We start from the raw sequence: 23,373 nt of genomic DNA, 5'->3' as shown, positions 1-23,373 counted from the left end.
AGCCAAAAAAATCTGTTTTTTTCCTATAAAATGTCGCGGATAAAGAGCGGGGCCTTATGTTGCGACATAAGGCCCCGCTGTGTTTTGCCCTGTTTACACCACTACTGTGGCAGTGCGGTACCCCATTTGCGCCACTCTTTCGGTTCCTCTTCCTCCAGCAGGAAGTGTTTACCGGAAGAGGCTTGCGGAGCCAGCGGCACGGTTGGTGGTGTGGCGAAGGCGATACCACCCTGAATGAACTGCTGGAAGGTTCCGGTTTTCACCACCCCACCGATCAGCCCAAATTTCAGGTTGTAGCCCGATGCCAGCCAGAACACCGAGTTATTACGCACGAGGTGTTGATATTTCTTACTGATGCGCAGCGTAATCTGTACGCGGTCGGCCATTGCTCCCAGTGATGTCCCTGTCACCGTACCGACTTCCACGCCGCGGAACAGCACTGGCGTACCGACCGACAGTGAACCGCCTTCCGGTGCGTCCATCACCACATTCAGTCCGTCAAGATAACGCGCATCGGTGATGGTGGATTCCTGGAGCTCAAAGGTGCGCTGAGCACGGCCTTTGCCTGGGTCTACGTTGATATAAGGCTGAAGCAAGGTTTCCAGGTGGTTAACGCCGGCAGCCGAAATCTGCGGCGATACCACGGAGAAGCGGGTGCCAAGACGGGCGAAATCCTGCACGTATTCAGGGTAGAGCACCGCTTTGGCGATCACCTGATTATTATCGGCCCCCAGTGCCAGTGATTCTAACTGCCCAATGGTGATGCCGAGATAACGAATCGGCATACCCGCTGACAGCTTACTGGCATCATAAGTCCGCAGGGTGATCTGGCTGCCCACGGCGCGGGCTGTGGTCTCTGAGTCATACAGAACGCGTTTATCCTGACGGGTTAAACCGACGCCCGCACCGGATAAATTATCAAAGCTGATGGCGCCCTTCAGTGCACGATTCAACGGTGAGGCCTGCACGGTCAGGCCGCTACCGTTCAACTGCACGCGTGCACCGCCTTCGGCCCAGAAGACGCTGCTTTGTGTCAGCAGGCGTCGGTACTCCGGCTTGATATGTACGTTGACGTCGAAAGCATCGGAGCGCGGGTTCACGCTGACAATCTCACCCACCTGGAACTTACGGAAAAGCACCACAGAACCTGCCTGGATGTCGGGCAGACTGCTGGCGGTCAGGGTGAGGGTGGTGGGCAGAGTGTCACCGAGAATGCCTTCCTCCGCTTTCTCGCTGTTGGCATACAGCGGATAACGGGTTTTCACCGCGCCTTTGTTACCCGGATCGAGGCGAATGCCCCCGTCGACCCACTCGCGGGCGCTGGCGCCCAGCACTTCCATTCCGTCTATGCCGAGCTTCACATCCAGGCGGCTGTTAATGATAAATTTGCTGTCACCATGCACCAGATGGCGGTACTCGGCCGCCACGGCAACATTAAAGGTTACGCCTTTTTCATTCAGGGTACGCTTGATCACCTGTCCAATGCGCATTCCGTGCAGCATCAGCGGCTGCCCGGCATCAATGCCGTAGCTTTCCGGGGCATTGAGCGTCAGCTCAAGCGCGTTGGGTTGCTGTAACAGCGATTCATTGCTTGGCAAGACCGTATAATGATTTTGTGGCTCACCGTCACCCGGGATCAGCTCAAGCGTATTGCCTGTCAGCAGGCTGCTGAGGCTGGTATCGCTCAGGCTAATTTTCGGGCTACGCATTTCAATGCGGGTTCCCGTGCGCATCAGGCTGGTCACGGACGGGTCGAGGGTCAGTTCACCGCTGACTTTGCCGCTGTCCAGCAGCGTCATTTTTGTCAGCGTGCCGACCTCCAGTCCCTGATACATCAGCGGAGTACTGCCTTCTTTCAAATTCTTACCATCTGGCAGATCGAGCGAAATCATCACGCCGCGCTGGCTTTGCGCCAGGTCAGGGTAGAGGGCATAGGTGTCGTCGGATTTCGCGGCCTCCGATGTTTCTGGTGAATCGAAAGCAATAGCGCCATTGACCAGCGCGGCCAGGCTTTCCAGCTGCACTTTTGCACCGCTGAGGCCGACATCAGCTTTCACGCCTGAAACATTCCAGAAGCGGCTCTCTTTTTTCACCAGATTAGTGAAACGCCGTTCAATCAGTACGTCGATGGTCACGCCCTTGTTGCCCGAATTCAGGCTATAGTCGTAGACGCGTCCGACCGGGATTTTGCGGAAATAGACCAGCGATCCGCTGTTCAATGCACCGAGATCCGGGGCATGCAAGTGGATCATCATTTCACCCGTATTGACGCGGTATTTCGGCTGAGTATCCAGCGCAACAAAGTTCTCGCGCGGTTCGCCTTTACCGGGCATCATCCCGATGTAGTTCCCGCCAACCAGCGCATCCAGGCCGGAAACACCGGCCAGTGAGGCTTTGGGCGTGACCAGCCAGAACTGCGTATCTTCACGCAGCGCATCCTTCATATCGCTTTTAATACTGGCCTTGATCTTAATGGTGCGCAGATCGTCAGTCATGCTGATGCCCTGCACCAGACCGACTTCCACCCCCTGGTAACGCACTGGCGTGCGGCCGGGCACAATACCGTCGGCGGTAGCGAAATCGATGGTGACCGTGGTGCCGCGCTCCTGGTAATTGGTCCAGATCAGCCAGCCGGCAATCAGCAGCGCAATAAAGGGCAGCAACCAGAACGGCGATATTTTGCGCCGATTTTTGATGCGTGCGCTAGTCGGTGTAGTCGGCGTTTCCTGTTGCATGAGCATCCCAAAGTAAACGGCTATCCAGCCACTCAACGGCAAGGATAGTAAGTATGACCGCCGATCCGAAGTAGAACGCAGCGGGTCCCATTGTAAAAGCCAGAAGCTGGTCGCGATTGACCAGCGACATGGTTAACGAAATAACGAAGAGATCGAGCATTGACCAGCGGCCAACCCATTTCACCACGCGCAACAGGCGTATGCGGGTTTTCAGCCCCTGTTCGCAATTAAAGTGAATGCTGATTAACAGCGTCAGTAACACGATGACCTTAGTGAAGGGCACCAGGATACTGGCAATAAACACCACGGCGGCCACCGGAATATTACCGGAGGCCAGCGAAAGTATCCCGGAAAGAATCGTGTCTTCCTGACGCGCGCCGTTCAAATAGATGATTGAGATCGGCAGCAGGTTTGCCGGGATCAGCAACACGATGGAGGCAATCAGTGATGCCCAGGATTTTTGCAGGCTGAAGTGACGGCGAAAACGCAGTGGAGTGTGGCAGCGTGTGCAACGTCCACGATCATCGGCGACCCCGGTGTGGTGGCAGCTCAGACAAACCTGCAATTGTACGAGGGGGACATTGGGGTTTGGCTGCGGATAAAAACGATGCCACAGCTGTTCAACATTCAGGTGAATTAACGTCAGCAGGCTCAGTAGCGTCAATATAATGAAAGCAATCAGCCCAATGCCTGGCGTAATCGCCGCATAGTCCTGAACCTTGATGGAGGCAATGGCGACGCCCACCAGATAAATATCCAGCATCACCCACTCTTTTAAGCGGTCGAGCATCAGGAGCACCGGGCGCAGGTTCATGCCCAGTTTTTCACCAAAATAGAGGTAAGCAATGGAGGCGACCAGCGTCACCGGTGCACCAATGGTACAGAACGCCACCATCGCAGCGGTGATCACATCGCCCTGTTGCGCCATCTGCATGATGCCGCCCAGCAGGCTGGCATAAATATTGGTTCCCAGCAGACGCACCGACATTAACGATTCATTAAATGCGAACGGCATCAGCAACATCATGGTGACGGCCATGGCCGCCAGACGCGTCATTGACCAGTCACGTCCATTAAGGATAAGCGCATTGCAACGCGGGCAGTGTGCTGACTGGCGTGATTTCACATCTGGTAAGGAAAAAAGGGTATCACATTGGGGACATCGCTGATAACGTGCCTGTGGCAGAGCATGACTGATGGCGTGTATTTTCATATTCCCGATCGTGCTTTAGCCCAAACAGCGCAGGTGCAGGGCAGGGTTAGGCTGATTAACGCCATGAGAGCAAGACTCAGTATAGCCATGCTTCAGTATTCGGATAATTCTAAGGTTATAGTAACTAACAGAATGATTCATCTGATCCGCTGGTTTTTTAATGCTTAATTTTTCGGGCGATGCAGCCTGACGGTGTCGTCTTCGTTTCTACAATGGTTAAACAATGACAAAAGCAGAATTTTATACCGACCTCAATCGTGATATGCGTGCCTTACTCAGTGGCGAAACCAGCTTTCTGGCGGTGATGGGCAATTGTAGCGCGCTTTTATACGAACGTCTTGATGGGGTTAACTGGGCAGGTTTTTATTTGTTAACGGAAGAAAAAACGCTGGTTCTGGGGCCATTCCAGGGGAAAATCGCCTGTGTGCGTATTCCTGTGGGGCGTGGTGTCTGTGGAACGGCCGTGGCAGAGAATACCGTTCAGCGCGTTGATGATGTGCACGCATTCCCCGGACATATCGCTTGTGATGCCGCCAGTAATGCAGAAATTGTGTTGCCGCTGGTGGTTAATGGCAGTGTTATTGGTGTTTTGGACATTGATAGTGTGGAATATAACCGCTTTGACAGTGAGGATGAAGCGGGGCTAAAAGCGTTGACGGACGGGCTTTGTGAGGTGCTTGCCGGATCGGATGTGGAAAAATTTATTCACATGAAACGCACCTAAAGCGCTGGATCACGTAGCAATTGCTGATGGTGTCATTATAATGACGCCTGTTCATGCCCGCGCTGATTGGCAAACCCGTTGTAATCAGGAAATTTCATGGAAAATCAACCTAAGTTGAATAGCACCAAAGAAGTCATCGCCTTTCTGGCAGAGCGTTTTCCACAATGCTTTAGCGCAGAAGGGGAAGCACGACCACTTAAAATCGGCATCTTTCAGGATTTAGTCGACCGCGTGCAGGGCGAAATGAACTTGAGCAAAACTCAGCTTCGTTCAGCACTGCGTCTTTACACTTCCAGCTGGCGCTATCTTTATGGCATCAAAGCTGGCGCAGCGCGTGTTGACCTTGATGGTAATGCCTGTGGCCAACTGGACGAACAGCATGTTGAACATGCGCGTAAACAGCTTGAAGAAGCCAAAGCGCGTGTGCAGGCACAACGCGAACAGCAGCAGGCGAAAAAGCGTGAAGCGGGTGAAGAAACCACACCGCGTCGTCCGCGCAAACCTGTTCGTAAACCTGCGGCAGAAGGTGAGCAGCCACGTAAAGTGCGCAGCAAACCCGCTCGTCCTCAGGTCGAATCAGGCTCTTCCGCACCTCGTGTAGAAACTCAGCCGGAGCCACGCAAACCGGTTACCGACACATCAGCGTTGCAAGTTGGCCAGAGCATTAAAGTTACCGCAGGTAAAAGTGCAATGGATGCCACTATTTTGGAAATTTCAAAAGATGGCGTTCGGGTGCAGTTAGCTTCCGGCCTGGCAATGATAGTACGCGCAGAACACTTGCAGTTCTGATACGGAGGCTAATCAGGGCATGAACACTCTTTTTAAAAGCACCATCATTGCGGGCCTGTTTATCGCAGGCAATGTTTTTGCGGCTGACAATATCTCGCGCGCCGATCAAATCCCGCAGTTACATCAGGAAGCACAGCATGCCACTGTCAGTGAGCGTGTGACCTCCCGTTTCACCCGTTCCCATTATCGCCAGTTCGATCTCGACAAAGATTTTTCCGTTAAAATCTTTGAGCGCTATCTGAACTTGCTCGACTACAGCCACAATGTGTTGCTGGAGTCGGATATTACGCAATATGCGGACAAGAAAACGACGCTGGGCGACGAGTTAAAAACCGGCCAGCTTTCGGCGTTTTATGATCTCTACAATCTGACACAGAAACGCCGTTTTGAACGTTATCAGTACGCACTCTCCGTGCTGAATAAGCCGATGGTTTTCACCGGCAATGACACCATTGATATCGACCGCAGCAAAGCGCCATGGCCTAAAAGCACCGCAGAGCTCAACGCCCTGTGGGACGCGAAGGTCAAATATGATGAGCTGAGCCTCAAGCTGGCCGGTAAAGATGAGAAAGAGATCCGTGAAGTTCTGACTAAACGTTATCAGTTCGCGGTACGCCGTCTGGCGCAAAGCAATAGCGAGGACGTCTTCCAGCTGGCAATGACGGCATTTGCGCACGAAATTGATCCGCATACCAACTACCTCTCTCCACGTAACACCGAGCAGTTCAATACCGAAATGAGCCTGTCTCTGGAAGGTATTGGTGCGGTGCTGCAAATGGATGATGACTACACCGTGATCAATTCCATGGTGGCGGGTGGCCCTGCAGCCAAGAGCAAAACGATCACCGTTGGCGATCGCATTGTCGGTGTTGGCCAGCCAGGTAAGCCGGTGGTCGATGTGATCGGCTGGCGTCTGGACGATGTGGTTGCGCAGATTAAAGGGCCAAAAGGCAGCAAAGTTCGCCTGGAGATCCTGCCTGCCGGTAAAGGAACCAAAACCCGTACCGTCACGCTGACGCGTGAAAAAATCCGTCTGGAAGATCGCGCGGTGAAAATGACCGTGCATAACGTTGGCAAACAGAAAGTCGGCGTGCTGGATATCCCCGGCTTCTATGTTGGTCTGACCGATGACGTGAAAGTGCAGTTGCAGAAACTGCAAAAGCAGAATGTTGACAGTATTGTTATCGACCTGCGTACTAACGGCGGTGGGGCTCTGACGGAAGCGGTATCGCTTTCTGGTCTGTTTATCCCGGGCGGCCCTGTTGTGCAGGTGCGTGATAATAACGGCAAAATTCGTCAGGATAGCGACAACGACGGTGTGACCTATTACAAAGGTGCGCTGGTGGTGCTGGTTGACCGCTTCAGTGCTTCAGCGTCTGAAATCTTTGCCGCTGCAATGCAGGATTATGGCCGTGCGCTGATTGTCGGTGAACCGACGTTCGGTAAAGGCACCGTGCAGCAGTATCGCTCACTGAACCGTATCTACGATCAGATGTTGCGCCCTGAGTGGCCAGCGTTGGGATCTGTACAGTACACCATTCAGAAGTTCTATCGTATCAACGGCGGCAGCACACAACGGAAAGGGGTGACCCCTGATCTGCTGATGCCGACCGGCGTGGAAGCGGTGGAAACCGGCGAGAAGTTTGAGGACAATGCCTTGCCGTGGGACAGCGTTAAAGCCGCGACCTACGTGAAAATGGGTGACCTCAAGCCGCTGGAACCGAAACTGATCCAGCAACATCAGGATCGCATCGCGAAAGATGCAGAGTTCCAGTACATCATCAAAGATATTGCTCGTTTCAATGCGAATAAAGAGAAGCGCAATATCATCTCGCTCAATCTGGCCGAGCGTGAAAAAGAGAACCGGGAAGATGATGCTCTGCGTCTGGAACGCATCAATGCGCGTCTGAAAGCAGAAGGCAAAAAGGCCCTGGTGAAACTGGACGATTTGCCGAAAGATTATAAAGAGCCTGACCCGTATCTCGATGAAACGGTGAAGATTGCTGAAGACTTGGCGCAGCTGGAAAAACAGCAGCCGCCAGCGACCCCAGCCGCGGCGAAATAAGCCCAACAGGCACAGCATTCGCTGTGCCTTTTTTATTCCCTCCTGGCGTGGTGCGTAAAAAGTAAGACAAAGTGTAAAGTTATGTCTTTTTAAGCACTTAAAGATTAAGAGTGCTTGAAATGCACAGTATTGACCTTACGATGGTGTTACGCGAATAGCGGAATAACTGAGGAAGAATAAATTTTATGATGCGTATTGCTCTTTTCCTGTTAACCAACCTTGGGGTTATGGTGGTGTTCGGGCTGATCCTCAGCCTGACAGGGATCCAGTCAAGCAGTGTTATGGGCCTGATGATCATGGCGGGTCTGTTTGGCTTCGGCGGTGCGTTTGTTTCACTGCTGATGTCGAAATGGATGGCGTTACGTTCCGTCGGCGGTGAAGTGATTGAACAGCCGCGTAATGAAACCGAACGCTGGCTGATGGAAACCGTAGGCCGCCAGGCACAGCAGGCAGGCATCGCGATGCCGCAGGTGGCTGTGTACCATGCGCCCGATATCAATGCTTTTGCAACGGGTGCGCGTCGTGATGCTTCACTGGTCGCGGTATCAACCGGCCTGTTGCAGAACATGAGCCGTGATGAAGCAGAAGCGGTGCTGGCACATGAAATTAGCCATATCGCTAACGGTGACATGGTCACCATGACGCTGATTCAGGGTATTGTGAACACCTTTGTGATCTTCATCTCGCGTATTTTAGCGCAGCTGGCGGCAGGCTTTATGTCTGGCAACCGCGATGAAGAAGGGGGCAGCAACGGTAACCCGATGGTGTATTTTGTGGTTTCAATGGTACTGGAGCTGGTCTTTGGTATTGTTGCCAGCATCATCACCATGTGGTTCTCACGTCACCGTGAGTTCCATGCGGACGCGGGGGCTGCACGTCTGGCCGGCCGTGAGAAGATGATTGCCGCGCTGCAACGCCTTAAAACCAGTTATGAGCCACAGGAAGCCAGCAGCATGATGGCGTTCTGCATCAACGGGAAGTCTAAGTCGCTGAGTGAGCTGTTTATGTCTCACCCGCCGCTGGACAAACGTATTGAAGCGCTGCGTAGTGGTGAATACCTGAAGTAACCACCCACCTTTTTAAGTAAAAAACCCGCCTTCTGGCGGGTTTTTTTATGCTCAAACGTTACGTGGTTGAGTGATGCGCAGGGCGCTGACCAGCGCGGCTACGGTGGCGAAGCTGCCTGCCAGTAGCAGCGAAAGATGAGTACCCTGGGTGGCAAAGAGGTTAAACATCAGTGCCACCAACGCAGCACCGCTGGCCTGACCCAGCAGTCTTGCCGTACCCAGCATCCCGCTGGCACCCCCGCTACGATGGCGCGGGGCAGAAGAGATAATTGTGTGGTTGTTGGGCGACTGGAACAGACCAAATCCGGCACCGCACAGTATCATTCGCCAGATAATATCGCCGTCAGCCGGGCTGGCAGGCAACAAAGCCAGAGCAAATAACCCGCTGGCAAACATTGCCAGCCCAATAGCGCCCAATAGCCCGGTGTGAACGCGTTCAATCAGCCTGCCAGCAATCGGTGCCATCACCATGGTGGCCAGCGGCCACGGCGTTAGCAGCAGCCCCGTGGCGACCTCGCTCCGCCCCAGTGCGCTTTGCAAAAAGAACGGCAGTGAAACCATCGCCAGCATCTGCGCACAGAAAGAACAGACCGATGTGCCAATTGACAATGCAAAGACCGGGATGCGGAAAAGATCCACCGGCAGCAGCGGAAATGTCATTCTAAGCTGACGGCGAATAAACAGGGTGCCAACAACCAGGAGCAACAACAGCTCTGCCAACAGTAGCCTGCCATCCACCCCCTGGGCGAACCCACTCAGCAGCGAGATAAGCAGGCCGAAGGTGAGAGCGTTCATCACACCGCTGGCGACGTCAAAACGCTGCCCCTGAGACTTCTGCTGATTGTCTGGCAGGAAACGCAGGGCGAGATACAGTGCGGCAATGCCGACCGGGATATTGATCAGAAACAGCCACTGCCAGGAGGCGAAAGACAGTATCGCAGCGGCCACCGTTGGCCCCGCGGCGCTGGAGACGGCGACAATCAGCGAATTAATTCCCATACCGCGCCCGAGGTGGCGCTGGGGATAGATAATACGTATCAGTGCGGTGTTGACGCTCATCAGCGCTGCGCCGCCGAACCCTTGCAACACGCGGGCGAAGGTTAACATGCTCAGTGAGTCAGAAAGCGCGCAGAATAATGACGTGCAGGTAAACAGCACCAGGCCGCACTGGTAAACGCGGCGATAACCCAGCATATCACCCAGAAAAGAGAGCGACAGCAACGAGACAATAATCGCCAGCTGGTAGGCATTCACAATCCAGATGGACTGTGCCGGGCTGGCATGAAGCTCGCGGGCGATGGTCGGTAGTGCGACGTTGGCAATGGCACCATCAAGCACAGCGACAGTAATGCCGAGCGCAATGGCCACAATGGCCCCGTAGCGTTGGGGTAACGGTAAACCGTCAGTCGGTGATTCAGGCGGCATGGTGATGAAATAGTCAGAGGGGCGAATATCACCATGCTAATGGTTTTTACGATTTTTTCCAGTCTGTAACTGGCTGAAAACTATCACCGGATGTGTCCGTCATCACACGCAGGTCGTTGCACACTCAGGGTGCGGGCCGTATAATGGAAATAGCGTTCCATTTTTTATAAAACACTTAAAGGTAAAACATGATCAGTGCCGATTCAGATAAACAACCAGACTCCGTCTCTTCGGTCATGAAAGTGTTTGGCATTTTGCAGGCGCTGGGCGAGGAACGTGAAAATGGAATCACCGAGCTTTCGCAGCGGGTGATGATGTCGAAAAGTACCGTTTACCGTTTTCTGCAGACCATGAAAACCCTGGGCTACGTCTCACAGGAAGGGGAGTCTGAGAAGTATGCGCTGACCCTTAAACTGTTCGAGCTGGGCGCAAAAGCATTACAGAATGTCGATCTGATCCGCAGTGCCGATGTACAGATGCGTGATATTTCGCGTCAGACGAAAGAAACGATCCACCTTGGGGCCCTGGAAGAAGACAGTATTGTTTACATCCATAAGGTGGATTCATTATACAACCTGCGTATGTATTCCCGTATTGGTCGTCGTAATCCACTCCACAGCACGGCAATTGGTAAAGTGCTGCTGGCCTGGCGAGACCGCGCAGAAGTCGAGGAGATTCTGACGGGTGTCGAGTTTACCCGCAGCACGTCAAGGACGCTCGACAGCGCTGCAGCACTGTTACCTGCGCTGGACCAGGTGCGTTCTCAGGGCTTTGGTGAGGATAATGAAGAGCAGGAAGAAGGTCTACGCTGTATTGCGGTGCCAGTCTTTGATCGCTTCGGCGTGGTGATTGCTGGTCTGAGTATTTCATTCCCGACCATTCGTTTCTCAGAAGAACATAAAAAAGGATACGTCGCGATGCTGCATCAGGCGGCGAAAAACATCTCCGAGCAGATGGGCTACCACGACTATCCTTTCTGATACGGAATGGGCCAGCAGTGCGCTGGCCCGATTGTCTGTCAGTTGTCGACCACTTCCGAGCTCTTCCTCAGCAGAGGACAGTCTGTCACGCCGATGATCCCGCTATCAGTATGCAGATACTGCGCAATCACCATGCCGCGTGCTGTCAGATACTGGCACTGAAGCCCCATTCCCGCGACATTTTTGTTGCTGCCTGTCAGAACGCCATAGCCTGTCAATAGCATTGCCAGCCAGATGATGACCAGCAATGCAACGATCCGTAGCAAAAATTTCATGTGTATCCCCTTATTATTGTTCAGGCGGTGTCCTCACTGCCCGCGCTAAGCATAGCACCATGCAGGTTACTGGTACTAAAAACGATAAGAGGATACTGAAAGCGCGGAACATTTCTGTCGCAGTACGTTGAGTATTTTGTGATGCAGCTATCAATTAACGCCCGAGCAGGTAAAATCATCTCGGCGGCGCTAACGTACTTCGGTAGCCCATTTTCAGTTTTGAGGCATGTATGAACGAAATGACGACAGGTGCGATGGATATCGCATCAATGGGTGTGGTGACTGTCCTGGTCATTATTGGGCTGGTAGTCTGGTTTTTTGTTAATCGGGCCAGCGTCAGGGCAAATCAGCAAATTCAGTTGCTGGAAGCGCTGCTGGAAGAGCAGAAAAAACAAAATGTGTTGCTGCGCCGTCTGACCGATTCGGTTGCGGGTAAAGAGCAGGCAGAAAAAACCACGGATACCGCTGAGAACAAAGATTTTACCCGTCTGATTCCGGAGCGTTAATTTCATCAAGGAGCCGTCAATGGCCTGGCAGAATCCCTGGTACGACCCTGAAAAACCTCACCATACCCCGGAGGGGTTTCGTAACCTGGAGCCAGATTTGCGCCAGAACGGCGATCTCAAACGCTGGCGGCAAGAACGTAAGCAGCAGGGATTACCCCGGCCCCCGGCGCAAGGCTATGAACAGTTCATCAGGCAATGGTGGCAGCCCGCCGATCTTAGCGGTGAACAGGATGCCGTCTGGTGGCTGGGTCATGCCTGCATGCTGCTACGTACCGCCGGACATTATACCCTGATCGATCCTGCGCTCTCATTACGCGCTTCCCCCCTTAGTTTTTATGGTCCACAGCGTCAAACGCCGTCTGCGCTGGCGATTGAGGATTTACCCAGGCTGGATGTGGTGCTGATCTCCCACAATCATTACGACCACCTTGATCGTCCAACGATAAAAAAAATTCTACGTCGTTTTCCGCAGGTCACCTTTGTGGTGCCGCTAGGATTGGAAACGTGGTTTAAGCATCGCGGTGCACGTCAGGTCGTGCCGCTCGACTGGTGGCAGCAGACTCAGGCGTACGGGTTAACCTTTCACGCAGTGCCTGCACGCCACTGGAGTATGCGTACGCTGTGGGACCGAAATCGTTCATTGTGGTGCGGCTGGGTCATAAAAAGTCAGACGCTTAATTTCTGGTTTAGCGGCGACAGCGGTTATTGGGAGGGGTTACTGGAGATCCCAAGACGGTTAGGGCCGTTTACACTTGCTGCCTTGCCGGTCGGTGCTTATGCACCAAAATGGTTCATGCAGTCTCAGCATATGGACCCTGACCAGGCCGTCTCGCTCCATCAGGCAATAGGTGAGCCTGTGACGATCCCGATCCACTGGGGGGTATTTGAGCTTGCCGATGAATCACTGGATGAACCCCCTCAGGTACTGGAGCAGGCAATGCTGTCCGCAGGGCTGGATTTGACCCGTTTTAAGCCGTGGATAATCGGAGGTAAAATGCTGCTGGATAATATCGATTCGGATTGACCTTAACTCTGTTTTCTTATATCGCAGTGAAAATTAAGAACCCGGATCTAATAATGCAAATAGAGTGATTTGATTGTGATAATACGCGGGGTCAGATCAATGCTTTTAAATGGGGCAATGAGTTAGCGACTTTCATGATTTTGGTGCAATACAAATATACACTGGCGCTAATGCCGGATTTTTGTACAAGTGGAGGTGGCCTTACTCCCGTTATTGTGTGTTTATCAACGATAACTTTCGTCAATGCTTTGCCATATTTATGCAATAATTTTCGCGCAAAATATAAGGTTTACACCTTATCAGCATAGACTTCATGGCATCTGCGGTTTAAAATATCGCTCAGCCTGAGCAGGCAGTGAAAGGGGGCAGCAGGGGAATGAGGTGTTCATCGTTGATGAAGCGTCATGCATGTACGTGCAATCTGTATCGGCTATCGTTTCAAATGTGTGCGACATCACTATCTCTGTTTAAAAATGACTTGCCATTAATTAACGGATATGTGATAAAACATTCGGGTAAAACGAGGTACAGTTCTGTTTATGTATGGCATCTTCAGTAAAGAAGTTCTGAGTAAAGACGTTGACGTTGAATTCCACTTCCTTGCCGATCTTTAATTTAGTGCCTCATGCAGTTATGTCTCTGGTTTTTCTGTAAGTAAAGCCCACGGGCGAATAAACACTCTAAGGAATTTGCAAAATGGCAAAGATTAAAGGTCAGGTTAAGTGGTTCAACGAGTCTAAAGGTTTTGGTTTCATCACTCCTGCTGACGGCAGCAAAGATGTATTCGTACATTTCTCTGCAATCCAGGGTAATGGCTTCAAAACTCTGGCTGAAGGCCAGAACGTTGAGTTCGAAATTCAGGACGGCCAGAAAGGCCCTGCTGCTGTGAACGTCACCGCTATCTAATTTTCGATCTGAGCCTGTCATTGCCGCCCTGCGTGTAATCCAGGCTGAAATCTGAATACTAAAGCCTCGTCAGAAATGACGGGGCTTTTTTGCGTCATTGTCTGCGGGATTTTCATCGGGGTTTACAGTAAACTGCCGCGTCATCTGTTTATGGAGTGTTGTTATGTCGTACCAGTGTCCTCTCTGCCAGCAACCGCTGCTGTTTAATCAGCGTATTTACAGCTGCTCAAATCATCATCAGTTTGATCAGGCGAAAGAGGGCTACGTCAATTTGTTGCCGGTACAGCATAAACGCTCTAAACAGCCGGGTGACAGCGCTGACATGATGCAGGCAAGACGCAACTTCCTGGATGCCGGGCACTACCAGCCGCTGCAACAACAGGTCTGTGATTTACTGGTGCGTGTTTTGCCACAGCCGCCTGTCAGCGTGCTGGATATTGGCTGTGGGGAGGGGTATTACACCCATGAAGTGGCCAACCGCCTGGAAGCGCAGGGGGAGGCGAAAGTCTACGGTCTGGATGTGGCGAAGATTGCCGTTCGTGCCGGGGCAAAGCGTTATGGCAACGTTGAGTTCTGCGTGGCTTCCAGCCATCGTCTGCCGTTCAGTGATAATCAGTTTGATGCCGTGCTGCGCATCTACGCACCCTGCAAGGCTGAGGAGTTGGCACGCGTAGTCAGACCTCAGGGCTACGTGTTGACAGTGACGCCCGGTCCACGCCATCTGATGCAGTTTAAAGCGCTGATTTACCAGGATGTGCAGTTGCACGATACCACGCCTGAAGAGATGCCTGGCTTTACGCTGGTCGAAGAGCAGCAGCTAAGCTATCCCATGACATTGAACAGCGAAGAGTCTGGCGCCTTGTTGCAGATGACGCCTTTCGCCTGGCGTGCGCGCCCTGAAGTGTGGGGAATTCTTGCCACCACCGAACAGTTCTCCTGTGAGACCGACTTCACCCTGCGTCTGTGGCAGCGCGACAGCGCTTCTGTCATCGCGATGGATGTTAGCGACTCTCCAGCATAACCTGATAAATCTTCTCCAGATCGTCGAGCTGACGCACATGGATCAGTAAACGACGGTTTTCCAGTGCAATCACCAGCACGCCATCTTCAGACAGGTTGATGGCGCTGATACGCCCCCAGGGGATAAAAACGTTAGCGTAGAAAAAACCATGCTGCTTTAGCAGCAGCTTCGGTGCGCGTATCCAGAATAACCACGCCGTCAACGCACCCAGCGCCATGAGCAACAGAGTGGTGATCTGCGGACCCTGGTCACTCACATTCTTGTATAAGAGAATACCCAGCAGGACGATGAAAATCAGGCTGTCGAGCTTATTACGCCGTTGCAACAGGACTTTCAGCCGCGTTGGACCCTGCAAACGGTCCATGATCAGTTCGTCGTAAAGCCCATAAAGAAAAATCAAAACAATAAACAGAATAATCAGGTAATCAGTCAAAAACATATCAGCGTCCAAAAAAAGGGCCAGACTGTGCTGGCCCCTGAGAGAATATGTGATGAACACATCCTGGTTCAAGCCCCCAGGAGGGGGCTCGAATGATTTAGCGTTTAGTGATACGTTGTTAAACGCCCAGCAGGCCGACCCAGTAACCGAAAATACCAATCACGAAGAACCCCATGATAATCCACAATGCGTTGACTTTGCGACGCAGCAGCCACATACACCCGAAGGTCAACAGCAGCGGAATTAAGCCCGGCATCAACTGATCAAGAATGGATTGCACAGTGGTGACCGTAGTTTTTCCGGTCTGGTCAGTGATCCTCGATACCACCAGCGGCACGTTAACGTGGGTCCATTTGTTGACCAGCGCCCCCATCACAAAGAGGCCGAGAATGGACGCCCCCTCAGTCAGTTTTTGCAGGAAGCCGCCGCCCATATCACTGACGATATCCACCCCTTTGCGGTAGCCATAAGCCACGCCGTAATAACGTACCAGTAAACGCACCAGGTTAAACAGTACGAAGAACAGCAGTGGGCCCAGCAGGCTGCCACTCATGGCGATACCCGCACCCAGTGCCGCAAATACCGGGCGCACGGTTCCCCAGAAGATCGGGTCACCCACGCCGGCCAGCGGCCCCATCAGGCCCACCTTGATACCGTTAATCGCGGCATCATCGATGGCGGCACCGTTCGCACGCTGCTCTTCCATCGCCATCGTTACGCCGAGCACGGGTGCGGCAACGTAGGGATGGGTATTAAAGAATTCCAGATGGCGTTTGATCGCCTGTTTACGGTCGTCGTTGTTCTCCGGATACAGACGGCGGATCACCGGCACCATGGAATAACAGAATCCCAGCGCCTGCATACGTTCGAAGTTCCACGAACCCTGGAACAGGTTTGAGCGTAAGAACACACCGCGGATGTCGCCTGGTGTTAATTTCTTCTGCGTAGTGGTAGTTGTATCAACCATTTCTCTCACCTTTCCTTAATCGAGTTCGTTATCAAGGTCATTATTCGCCGGGCCTGAGGCCTGCGCACCAGCAACACGGTTATATTTCGGTGCCAGCTGGATGTACAGGATGGCCATCACCACACCAATCACGCCCAGCGCAACCAGGTTGAAGCTGGTGAATGCCGCGGTCACGAAACCGAGGTAGAAGAACGGCATCAGATAACCGGCACGCATCATGTTAATCACCATCGCGTAACCCACCACCACGATCATGCCACCGGCAATATTCAGGCCGTTAGTGACCACGTCTGGGATCGAGTTCAGCAGTTCCTGCACGATGTGGGTGCCCACAGAGACGCCAACAATCAGTGCCGGGATGGCGATACGCATCGCCTGCAATACCAGCGCAGAGACGTGGATCCATGAGATAGCGGTTAAATTACCTTTTTCGGCTGCCTTATCGGCCGCATGCTGGAAGGCAACGGTGATGGTACGCACGATGATGGTCAGCACCTGACCAGCTGCTGCCAGCGGGATAGCAAGGGCAATACCAGCACCCACGCTCTGCCCACCCGCAATAACCAGAATGGTCGAGATGATAGACGCCAGTGCGGCATCCGGGGCCACGGCGGCACCGATATTCATCCAGCCCAGCGCGATCATCTCCAGCGTACCACCGATGATAATGCCTGTTTTCATATCGCCGAGAACGGCGCCAATTAACGTACAGGCCACTAATGGCCTGTGGAACTGAAATTCATCGAGGATTGATCCCATACCTGCAATACAGGCGACGATAAAAATCAGAACAATTTGCAGCGTGGTAATCTCCATTACACTTTTCCTCTTTAATGCCAGAACGGAGTTCAACCTGAAACATCAGGCCACGGGCTACTGAGCTATTTTGCCGATCAGGTCCATCATTTTCAGTTTCTGATCGCTGGAGACTTTGCGCACTTCCAGCTCGATACCGCGTTCGTTGAGTTTTTTAAACGCCTCAATATCTTTGGCATCGACCGAGACAGCATTATTCACCTGGGTTTTCCCCTGACGAAATGCCATACCACCAATATTCACTGAGGGGATCGTCACACCTTCTTCGACCAGGCGAACAACGTCGGTGGGATTGGTAAATAACAACATGACTTTGTCTTTGCCATATTTTGGGTTATTCCACACACGGATCATCTTGGCGACATCCACCACATGAGCGGTAACGCCGGGTGGGGCAACCTGAGTGAGAAGCGTTTTACGGACGTTGTCGGCGGCGACTTCATCACTGACGACAATAATACGTGTGACGTTAGTTTCTTTGGTCCAGCGTGTGGCAACTTGCCCGTGGATCAAGCGGTCATCGATACGTGCCAGCCCGATTTTCATATGCTCACCGGGCTGAAGAGGAGCCTGCGGAGCGGCAGGGGCTTTCGTTATAGCGGCAGGCGTGGCTTCAGGAACTTTGGCTTTCAGTGCTTTGACGCCCTCGCGCCCGGTTTCAACGGCCAGTGCGACCAGTTCATCGAACGTGGGGTTATCGTCACGTGCCATCAGCACTTCGACCAGCATCGGAATATTGACCCCGGCGACAACGTCATAACCTGGTTTATCGACAACAAGGCGGCTGGCGGCGTTAAACGGGCTGCCTCCCCATGTATCAACCAGAAACAGCACGCCCTGCGTACTGTCCATCTCAGCCAGCCGCGCCTGGTATTTCTCCATCAGCGTTTCGGCGTTTTCCCCGGGGACAAAGTCGATCCAGCCGACATTTTCCTGTTCCCCTAACAGCATTTCGGCGGTTTTCAGCAGTTGCTCTGCTGCCCAGCCGTGCGTGCCAATCATAATAGCAATAGTCACTTGCTACCTCCTGTATCAGTTGGCAACGGCTTTGTCTGCAAGCCGCGCGAGGTTCACCTGAATCCTGTTGCATCCAGTATGATTGAGGTCCAACTTTTAGTGCAGCGCGGTGAGAATGTATCAGCGCCTTTAAACACACAGCGTAGTAACGGGAATTATTTTAGTACGCGAAAAAATAAATTATGTGACGGTGCTCAGCTATTTAGACGTTAATCGCGATTTCTGGAACGTTGATGAAACATTATCCAGAAATGTGCAGCACGCCGCGGGAGTGTAAGAAATTATTTTGACGCGCATGTTTCACCTGATAGAGTAGGGATCCTTTTTCAATACAGGAGTAACGGGCCTCAGCCCTCCCTATGGACTGTCACCGAAGTCGCTCAATGATGCCGCCGGGCTTTCCGGTACCGCTTTTAACGTCTCCTGACGTAACCGTACATTCCTCTTGTTGTCATCCCTGCTGCACGCTCATTCGAACGTCTGCTGCGTATTGCCGTTCCTTTTTCCGGAGTCTGTCATGGAATTTCTCTTAGACCCCTCAATCTGGGCAGGTCTCTTCACGCTCATCGTTCTTGAGATCGTGCTGGGTATTGATAACCTGGTCTTTATTGCCATCCTCGCTGACAAACTGCCACCGAAGCAGCGCGATAAAGCGCGTCTTATTGGCCTGTCGCTGGCGCTGATTATGCGTCTGGGACTGCTGTCGCTGATTTCATGGATTGTGACGTTAACCACCCCGCTGTTTAGCATTGGCGAGTTCAGCTTCTCCGGACGCGACCTTATTCTGCTGCTCGGGGGACTTTTCCTGTTGTTCAAAGCCACGATGGAACTCCATGAACGGTTGGAAAACCGCGACATGAACGCCGGCGGGAATAAAGGTTATGCCAGTTTCTGGGCAGTAGTGGTGCAGATCGTTATTCTTGATGCCGTGTTCTCGCTTGATGCCGTGATCACAGCGGTCGGGATGGTAAACAACCTGGCGATTATGATGACGGCCGTGGTGATCGCGATGGGTGTGATGTTGCTGGCGTCTAAGCCGCTGACAAACTTCGTCAACGCGCACCCAACGGTAGTGGTGCTGTGTCTGAGCTTCCTGCTGATGATTGGTCTCAGCCTGGTGGCAGAAGGCTTTGGTTTCCATATACCAAAAGGTTACCTGTATGCCGCGATTGGCTTCTCAATCCTGATTGAGTTGTTCAACCAGATTGCGCGCCATAACTTTATGCGCCATCAGGAAAGACGACCAATGCGTGAGCGTACCGCTGAGGCGATTCAGCGCCTGATGGGGGGCCGCCGCCAGAGCGAAAATCACAACAGTGAGAGTAGCGAAGTTGCCGCGATCATGCCGCAGGAAGCGTTTAAAGACGAAGAGCGTTACATGATTAATGGCGTACTGACGCTGGCTTCACGCTCCGTACGCAGCATTATGACGCCACGCGGTGAGATCTCCTGGGTGGATGCAACGCGCCCGATGGACGAAATTCGCCTCCAGCTTCTGGACACGCCGCACAGCTTATTCCCGGTCTGTCGTGGAGAGCTGGATGAAATCATCGGCGTGGTGCGTGCCAAAGAGCTGCTGGTTGCCCTCGATCATGGTATTGATGTTGCCAGCTTTGCCTCGGGCACACCGCCGATTATCGTGCCGGAGACGCTTGACCCGCTGAATCTGCTGGGCGTGCTGCGCCGCGCCAAAGGCAGCTTTGTGGTCGTGACCAATGAGTTCGGTGTGGTGCAGGGGTTGATTACGCCGCTGGATGTGCTGGAAGCGATTGCGGGTGAATTCCCCGACGAAGATGAAACCCCGGATATTATCGCAGATGGTGATGGATGGCTGGTGAAAGGCGGTACGGATCTGCACTCGCTGCAGCAGTTGCTGGATACGCAGGAACTGGTAAGGCCGGAAGACGATCATGCATCGCTGGCGGGTCTGTTGATTGAGCAGAAAGGGCAGTTACCTAAGCCTGGTGAAGTCATTGAGCTACTGCCACTGCGCTTTCAGATTATCGAAGCCACTGATTATCGCATTGACCTGGTTCGTGTGACGAAACAGCGCGATGAGCACGACGAAGACGAACAATAAAAAAAGGGCGCCAGGTCTTCACCGGGCGCCCCTTAACAATATTGTTACGGGCAGAACCTGCAAAGGTCTGCCCGTTTTCGATCAGGCATCCAGTGTTTCTTCATGATTCACCAACCAGTCAGGGAAATCCCCTAATGGCATCGGGCGGGCATAGAAGTAACCCTGCAACACATCCACGCCTTTCTCACGTAGATAAGCCGCCTGCTCTGCGGTTTCCACCCCTTCGGCTACCAGGCTGATATTCAGCCGTTGCGCCAGCGAGATCACCATGTCGGTCACCGTCGCATTAATCGCATCTGTTCCAATCGCCGCTGTGAACACCTTATCGATTTTGAGCACGTCCGGGCTGAGTGTCTTCAGGTAGGAGAGCGAACTGTGCCCCGTACCAAAGTCATCAATAGCCAGTTTGACCCCAATCTTATGCAGATGGGAGACGACGCGCTGATCAACAACCGGCAGTGAATCACGCTCTGTCAGCTCAACAATAAGCTGAGGTTTCGGGTTTGCCGGCCACCACAGACGCTGTAAATCATCAATAATCGCCCGATCGTGGAAGTGACTAGCTGCAACGTTGATAGCAATATGGAACGACTTACAGCCAGGCAAATCGGGCAGATGGCGAACCACCTCGCTGATAACAAAACGTGTCAGCGGAGCAATCAGATTCTGCCGTTCAGCCAGCGGGATAAACACATCCGGCGGTATCCATCCCTGACGGGGATTATGCCAGCGTAACAGCAGTTCAATACCGTCGCAGGCGCCGCTGCGAGCGTTGATCAGCGGCTGACAGTAAACCATAAACTCACGTGCGGTAATGCCATAGCTGATTTGCCAGGACAAACTCATGCGGTTGGCGGTTGCCAGCCAGACAATGTATCCCATCAGTAAACTTAACAGCAGCGCCAGTGGCAGTTGCGAAGGTACCGTCATCAATGCCAGACGGGAAGGGGATGGCCCAAAAAGTGTAATAGAGAACGGGTAACGTAACGACGATTCTTCGTAGCTGACTTCATCTTCCGATGGCACCGCCGTTTCGATCATTGGGTTGCCGTATTCGAGACTCTTCCCTCCGACATTGAAAATGGCGCGTTCTACCCAGGGGAGCGTTGGCTCCAACAGATAGTTGGTCATCAGCTCAATGTTGATGATCTGAATAATACCTGAACGGTTATCCAGCGAACGCGGTGTCCAGAACAATAATACCGGAGACCCCTTAATCAGATGCTCATCCACCGCCAGCAGCATTCGCTGGTTATTCACCGCCAGTTCAGGGTAGTTATCAGTAAATGGAATATCCGAACTGCCATAAATGCTCGAACAATAAATCCGGTCTTCATCGACCAATAAAATGGATCTGACCGTCTGTAATGACGCCAGTTTCTCAATCAGTGGGAAACGGATTTCACCACAGGTGAGCCCTACCAGACCAATGGTGTTATTCGCCGCCACATCCAGTGGCGAAAACATGCGATCAAAACGCTGGATGGCATTATCGGCAAATGTGCGCGACTGCTGCTCTATTCGGCCTTTCTCTTCCATAAAACGGAAGGTTAATGTGAGAATGAGCACCAACGCGGCAACAACCGCAGCGATGAGTAACCGCTTACGGCGAAACTGTCCGAATACTTCCTGGGACATTTGCATCAGTAACCACCCTTAGATCAAGACGCGTATATAGAGACCGAATACCAATTATCGGCAACTGAGGCATTAAGTTTAGTAGTGTTGAAGAGAAAAGCTGAATGGCTCAAAAACAGGAACTTACTCTCACAAGACACGCCAAAACACTTTAGCTATTTCCTGCTGTTGGCGATAGCCGGGAGCTAAACTATTTTTGCTGAATGGCGCAAAAAGAAACGCCACCGGGGAGGTGGCGTTGATGAATCAATCACACTGGACTTTTATCGCCAGTCCACCGCGCGATGTCTCGCGGTATTTAGCATTCATATCCTTGCCCGTCTCGTACATGGTCTCGATCACTTTATCGAGTGAGACGCGCGCTTCGCTGGTACGGCGCATCGCCATACGGGCGGAGTTAATCGCTTTTACCGAGGCAATCGCATTACGTTCAATGCACGGCACCTGCACCTGTCCGGCAACCGGGTCACAGGTCAGCCCCAGATTGTGCTCCATGCCGATTTCCGCCGCCACACAGACCTGCTCCGGGCTAGCCCCCAGCAGTTCTGCCAGACCCGCCGCCGCCATGGAGCAGGCAACGCCCACTTCACCCTGGCAACCGACTTCCGCGCCGGAGATAGAGGCGTTCATTTTATACAGAATGCCAATGGCGCCAGAGGCCATAAAGTAACGGGTAAAGATTTCAGGGGTGACGGGCTCAATAAAGTGGTCATAGTAAGCCAGTACCGCAGGGACGATGCCGCATGCGCCGTTAGTCGGTGCCGTCACAACACGGCCACCGGCCGCATTCTCTTCATTCACCGCGAGAGCAAACATATTGACCCAGTCGATGACAATCATCGGGTCACTGGACATTTTATCAGAGGACACCAGCAGGCGGCGCAGCGCCGAAGCACGGCGCGGTACACGCAGTGGGCCTGGCAGCACGCCTTCAGTGTTCAACCCGCGATCGATACATTCACGCATCGTCTGCCAGATATCGGTGAAATAGCGCTCGATATCGGCACGGCTGTGCACGGCCTGTTCGTTCTTCATGATCATGCCGGAGAGCGACAGTCCGGTCATCTGGCAGTGGGCCAGCATCTCTTTTGCCGAGTTGAACGGATAAGGAACGGCGACTTCATTCACCACCGATTTACCGAAGTTCTCTTCGTCAACAATAAAGCCGCCGCCAACAGAATAGTAGGTTTTGCTGTAGATACGCAGGTCGCCAGCAAAAGCGTGAATGGTCATGCCATTCTCATGCAGCGACAGGTTATCGCTGCGGAACACCATGCCGCCTTCACGTGGGAAATCAACTTCGTGGGCACCGCTGGCCAGCAGCAGGCGCTGGCGCTCTTCGACATCACGGATAAAGGCAGGGATAGCATCGATATCAACGCTTTCCGGCGAGGCGCCAGACAGCCCCATAATAATGGCGATATCGGTATGGTGGCCTTTGCCCGTCAGGGACAGAGAACCATAGACATCGACAGCAATACGCGTCACCGAAGAGAGCTGGCGATTGTTCACCAGATCGTCGACGAACTGTTTGCCGGCTTTCATTGGGCCAACCGTATGAGAACTTGACGGGCCAATGCCGATCTTAAACATGTCGAAAACGCTAATCACGTTGTACGCTCCTTGGAGGATTTTTAATCACGCAGTGGGAGAAGATTTCGGGTACCCACAATTTGCGTGAAATAT

At 52.8% G+C, this 23,373-nt stretch carries 20 protein-coding genes and 1 pseudogene; 11 read left to right on the top strand and 10 right to left on the bottom strand.

Features of this window, described 5'->3' with window-relative positions:
* Window positions 1-101 precede the first annotated feature (101 nt).
* Window positions 102-2,735 (bottom strand): PqiB family protein, encoded by a 2,634-nt coding sequence (locus tag FY046_RS01050; protein WP_159336532.1) that lies wholly within the window; start codon window positions 2,733-2,735, stop codon window positions 102-104.
* Window positions 2,704-3,948: a membrane integrity lipid transport subunit YebS gene (gene yebS / locus FY046_RS01045; RefSeq protein ID WP_133841814.1), complete on the bottom strand. Its 1,245-nt coding sequence runs from the start codon at window positions 3,946-3,948 to the stop codon at window positions 2,704-2,706. Before yebS ends, FY046_RS01050 begins: the two co-directional genes overlap by 32 nt.
* 223 nt (window positions 3,949-4,171) lie before the next feature.
* Between yebS and FY046_RS01040 the strand changes: the two genes are divergently transcribed.
* The 4 genes from FY046_RS01040 to htpX all read left to right on the top strand — a co-directional run bounded on the left by FY046_RS01040 (window position 4,172) and on the right by htpX (window position 8,593).
* Window positions 4,172-4,672 carry a GAF domain-containing protein gene (locus tag FY046_RS01040; RefSeq protein ID WP_133841815.1) on the top strand — a complete coding sequence of 167 codons (501 nt, stop codon included), beginning with the start codon at window positions 4,172-4,174 and terminating at the stop codon, window positions 4,670-4,672.
* A gap of 96 nt (window positions 4,673-4,768) precedes the next feature.
* The gene (gene proQ / locus FY046_RS01035) at window positions 4,769-5,461 is read left to right on the top strand and encodes an RNA chaperone ProQ (protein WP_133841816.1); all 693 of its coding nucleotides are present in this window, start codon (window positions 4,769-4,771) and stop codon (window positions 5,459-5,461) included.
* A gap of 19 nt (window positions 5,462-5,480) precedes the next feature.
* Window positions 5,481-7,526: a carboxy terminal-processing peptidase gene (gene prc, locus FY046_RS01030; RefSeq protein ID WP_167863786.1), complete on the top strand. Its 2,046-nt coding sequence runs from the start codon at window positions 5,481-5,483 to the stop codon at window positions 7,524-7,526.
* Between the two features lie 185 nt (window positions 7,527-7,711).
* On the top strand, window positions 7,712-8,593 hold the full coding sequence (gene htpX / locus FY046_RS01025; protein ID WP_133841818.1) for a protease HtpX: 882 nt from the start codon (window positions 7,712-7,714) through the stop codon (window positions 8,591-8,593).
* A 51-nt stretch (window positions 8,594-8,644) separates the two neighbouring features.
* On the opposite strand, the gene FY046_RS01020 is transcribed toward htpX, so the two are convergent.
* A complete protein-coding gene (locus FY046_RS01020) occupies window positions 8,645-10,018 on the bottom strand; it encodes an MFS transporter (protein ID WP_446185605.1) in 1,374 nt (457 codons plus the stop codon).
* A 188-nt stretch (window positions 10,019-10,206) separates the two neighbouring features.
* On the opposite strand from FY046_RS01020, the gene kdgR reads away from it, so the two are divergent.
* A complete protein-coding gene (gene kdgR, locus FY046_RS01015; RefSeq protein WP_133841820.1) occupies window positions 10,207-10,998 on the top strand; it encodes a DNA-binding transcriptional regulator KdgR in 792 nt (263 codons plus the stop codon).
* Window positions 10,999-11,036: 38 nt separating this feature from the next.
* On the opposite strand, the gene FY046_RS01010 is transcribed toward kdgR, so the two are convergent.
* The gene (locus FY046_RS01010; protein WP_133841821.1) at window positions 11,037-11,273 is read right to left on the bottom strand and encodes a YobH family protein; all 237 of its coding nucleotides are present in this window, start codon (window positions 11,271-11,273) and stop codon (window positions 11,037-11,039) included.
* A 230-nt stretch (window positions 11,274-11,503) separates the two neighbouring features.
* Between FY046_RS01010 and FY046_RS01005 the strand changes: the two genes are divergently transcribed.
* The 5 genes and pseudogenes from FY046_RS01005 (at window position 11,504) to rlmA (ending at window position 14,730) form a co-directional block, all read left to right on the top strand.
* The gene (locus tag FY046_RS01005; RefSeq protein WP_133841822.1) at window positions 11,504-11,779 is read left to right on the top strand and encodes a YebO family protein; all 276 of its coding nucleotides are present in this window, start codon (window positions 11,504-11,506) and stop codon (window positions 11,777-11,779) included.
* 19 nt (window positions 11,780-11,798) lie between these two features.
* A complete protein-coding gene (locus FY046_RS01000) occupies window positions 11,799-12,803 on the top strand; it encodes an MBL fold metallo-hydrolase (RefSeq protein ID WP_133841823.1) in 1,005 nt (334 codons plus the stop codon).
* Window positions 12,804-13,342: 539 nt separating this feature from the next.
* A pseudogene (locus FY046_RS00995) lies at window positions 13,343-13,411 on the top strand (DUF2627 domain-containing protein); the annotation flags it as partial.
* Window positions 13,412-13,499: 88 nt separating this feature from the next.
* Entirely contained in the window at window positions 13,500-13,709 is a 210-nt protein-coding gene (gene cspE / locus FY046_RS00990) for a transcription antiterminator/RNA stability regulator CspE (protein WP_001062678.1), read from the top strand.
* 163 nt (window positions 13,710-13,872) lie between these two features.
* A complete protein-coding gene (rlmA, locus tag FY046_RS00985) occupies window positions 13,873-14,730 on the top strand; it encodes a 23S rRNA (guanine(745)-N(1))-methyltransferase (RefSeq protein ID WP_159336536.1) in 858 nt (285 codons plus the stop codon).
* Here the strand turns inward: rlmA and FY046_RS00980 are convergent.
* The 4 genes from FY046_RS00980 to manX all read right to left on the bottom strand — a co-directional run bounded on the left by FY046_RS00980 (window position 14,711) and on the right by manX (window position 17,969).
* Window positions 14,711-15,169: a DUF986 family protein gene (locus tag FY046_RS00980; RefSeq protein ID WP_133841825.1), complete on the bottom strand. Its 459-nt coding sequence runs from the start codon at window positions 15,167-15,169 to the stop codon at window positions 14,711-14,713. The genes rlmA and FY046_RS00980 overlap by 20 nt on opposite strands.
* A gap of 118 nt (window positions 15,170-15,287) precedes the next feature.
* Window positions 15,288-16,136 carry a PTS mannose transporter subunit IID gene (locus FY046_RS00975; RefSeq protein ID WP_133841826.1) on the bottom strand — a complete coding sequence of 283 codons (849 nt, stop codon included), beginning with the start codon at window positions 16,134-16,136 and terminating at the stop codon, window positions 15,288-15,290.
* A 15-nt stretch (window positions 16,137-16,151) separates the two neighbouring features.
* Window positions 16,152-16,952: a PTS mannose/fructose/sorbose transporter subunit IIC gene (locus FY046_RS00970; RefSeq protein ID WP_133841827.1), complete on the bottom strand. Its 801-nt coding sequence runs from the start codon at window positions 16,950-16,952 to the stop codon at window positions 16,152-16,154.
* Between the two features lie 57 nt (window positions 16,953-17,009).
* Window positions 17,010-17,969 (bottom strand): PTS mannose transporter subunit IIAB, encoded by a 960-nt coding sequence (gene manX, locus FY046_RS00965; RefSeq protein WP_167863789.1) that lies wholly within the window; start codon window positions 17,967-17,969, stop codon window positions 17,010-17,012.
* A 517-nt stretch (window positions 17,970-18,486) separates the two neighbouring features.
* Here manX and FY046_RS00960 point away from each other — a divergent pair.
* Window positions 18,487-20,049 (top strand): TerC family protein, encoded by a 1,563-nt coding sequence (locus tag FY046_RS00960; protein WP_159336538.1) that lies wholly within the window; start codon window positions 18,487-18,489, stop codon window positions 20,047-20,049.
* 81 nt (window positions 20,050-20,130) lie between these two features.
* Here the strand turns inward: FY046_RS00960 and FY046_RS00955 are convergent, their stop codons facing one another.
* Window positions 20,131-21,693, bottom strand: a complete 1,563-nt coding sequence (locus FY046_RS00955) for an EAL domain-containing protein (RefSeq protein WP_133841830.1) — start codon at window positions 21,691-21,693, stop codon at window positions 20,131-20,133.
* A 240-nt stretch (window positions 21,694-21,933) separates the two neighbouring features.
* Window positions 21,934-23,298 carry an L-serine ammonia-lyase gene (locus tag FY046_RS00950; RefSeq protein WP_133841831.1) on the bottom strand — a complete coding sequence of 455 codons (1,365 nt, stop codon included), beginning with the start codon at window positions 23,296-23,298 and terminating at the stop codon, window positions 21,934-21,936.
* Window positions 23,299-23,373 lie beyond the last annotated feature (75 nt).

It is taken from the genome of Erwinia sp. 1181_3, from assembly GCF_052824965.1.
The sequence above is the reverse complement of the archived record's forward strand: the minus strand, read 5'-3'. Positions and strand labels throughout refer to the sequence as shown.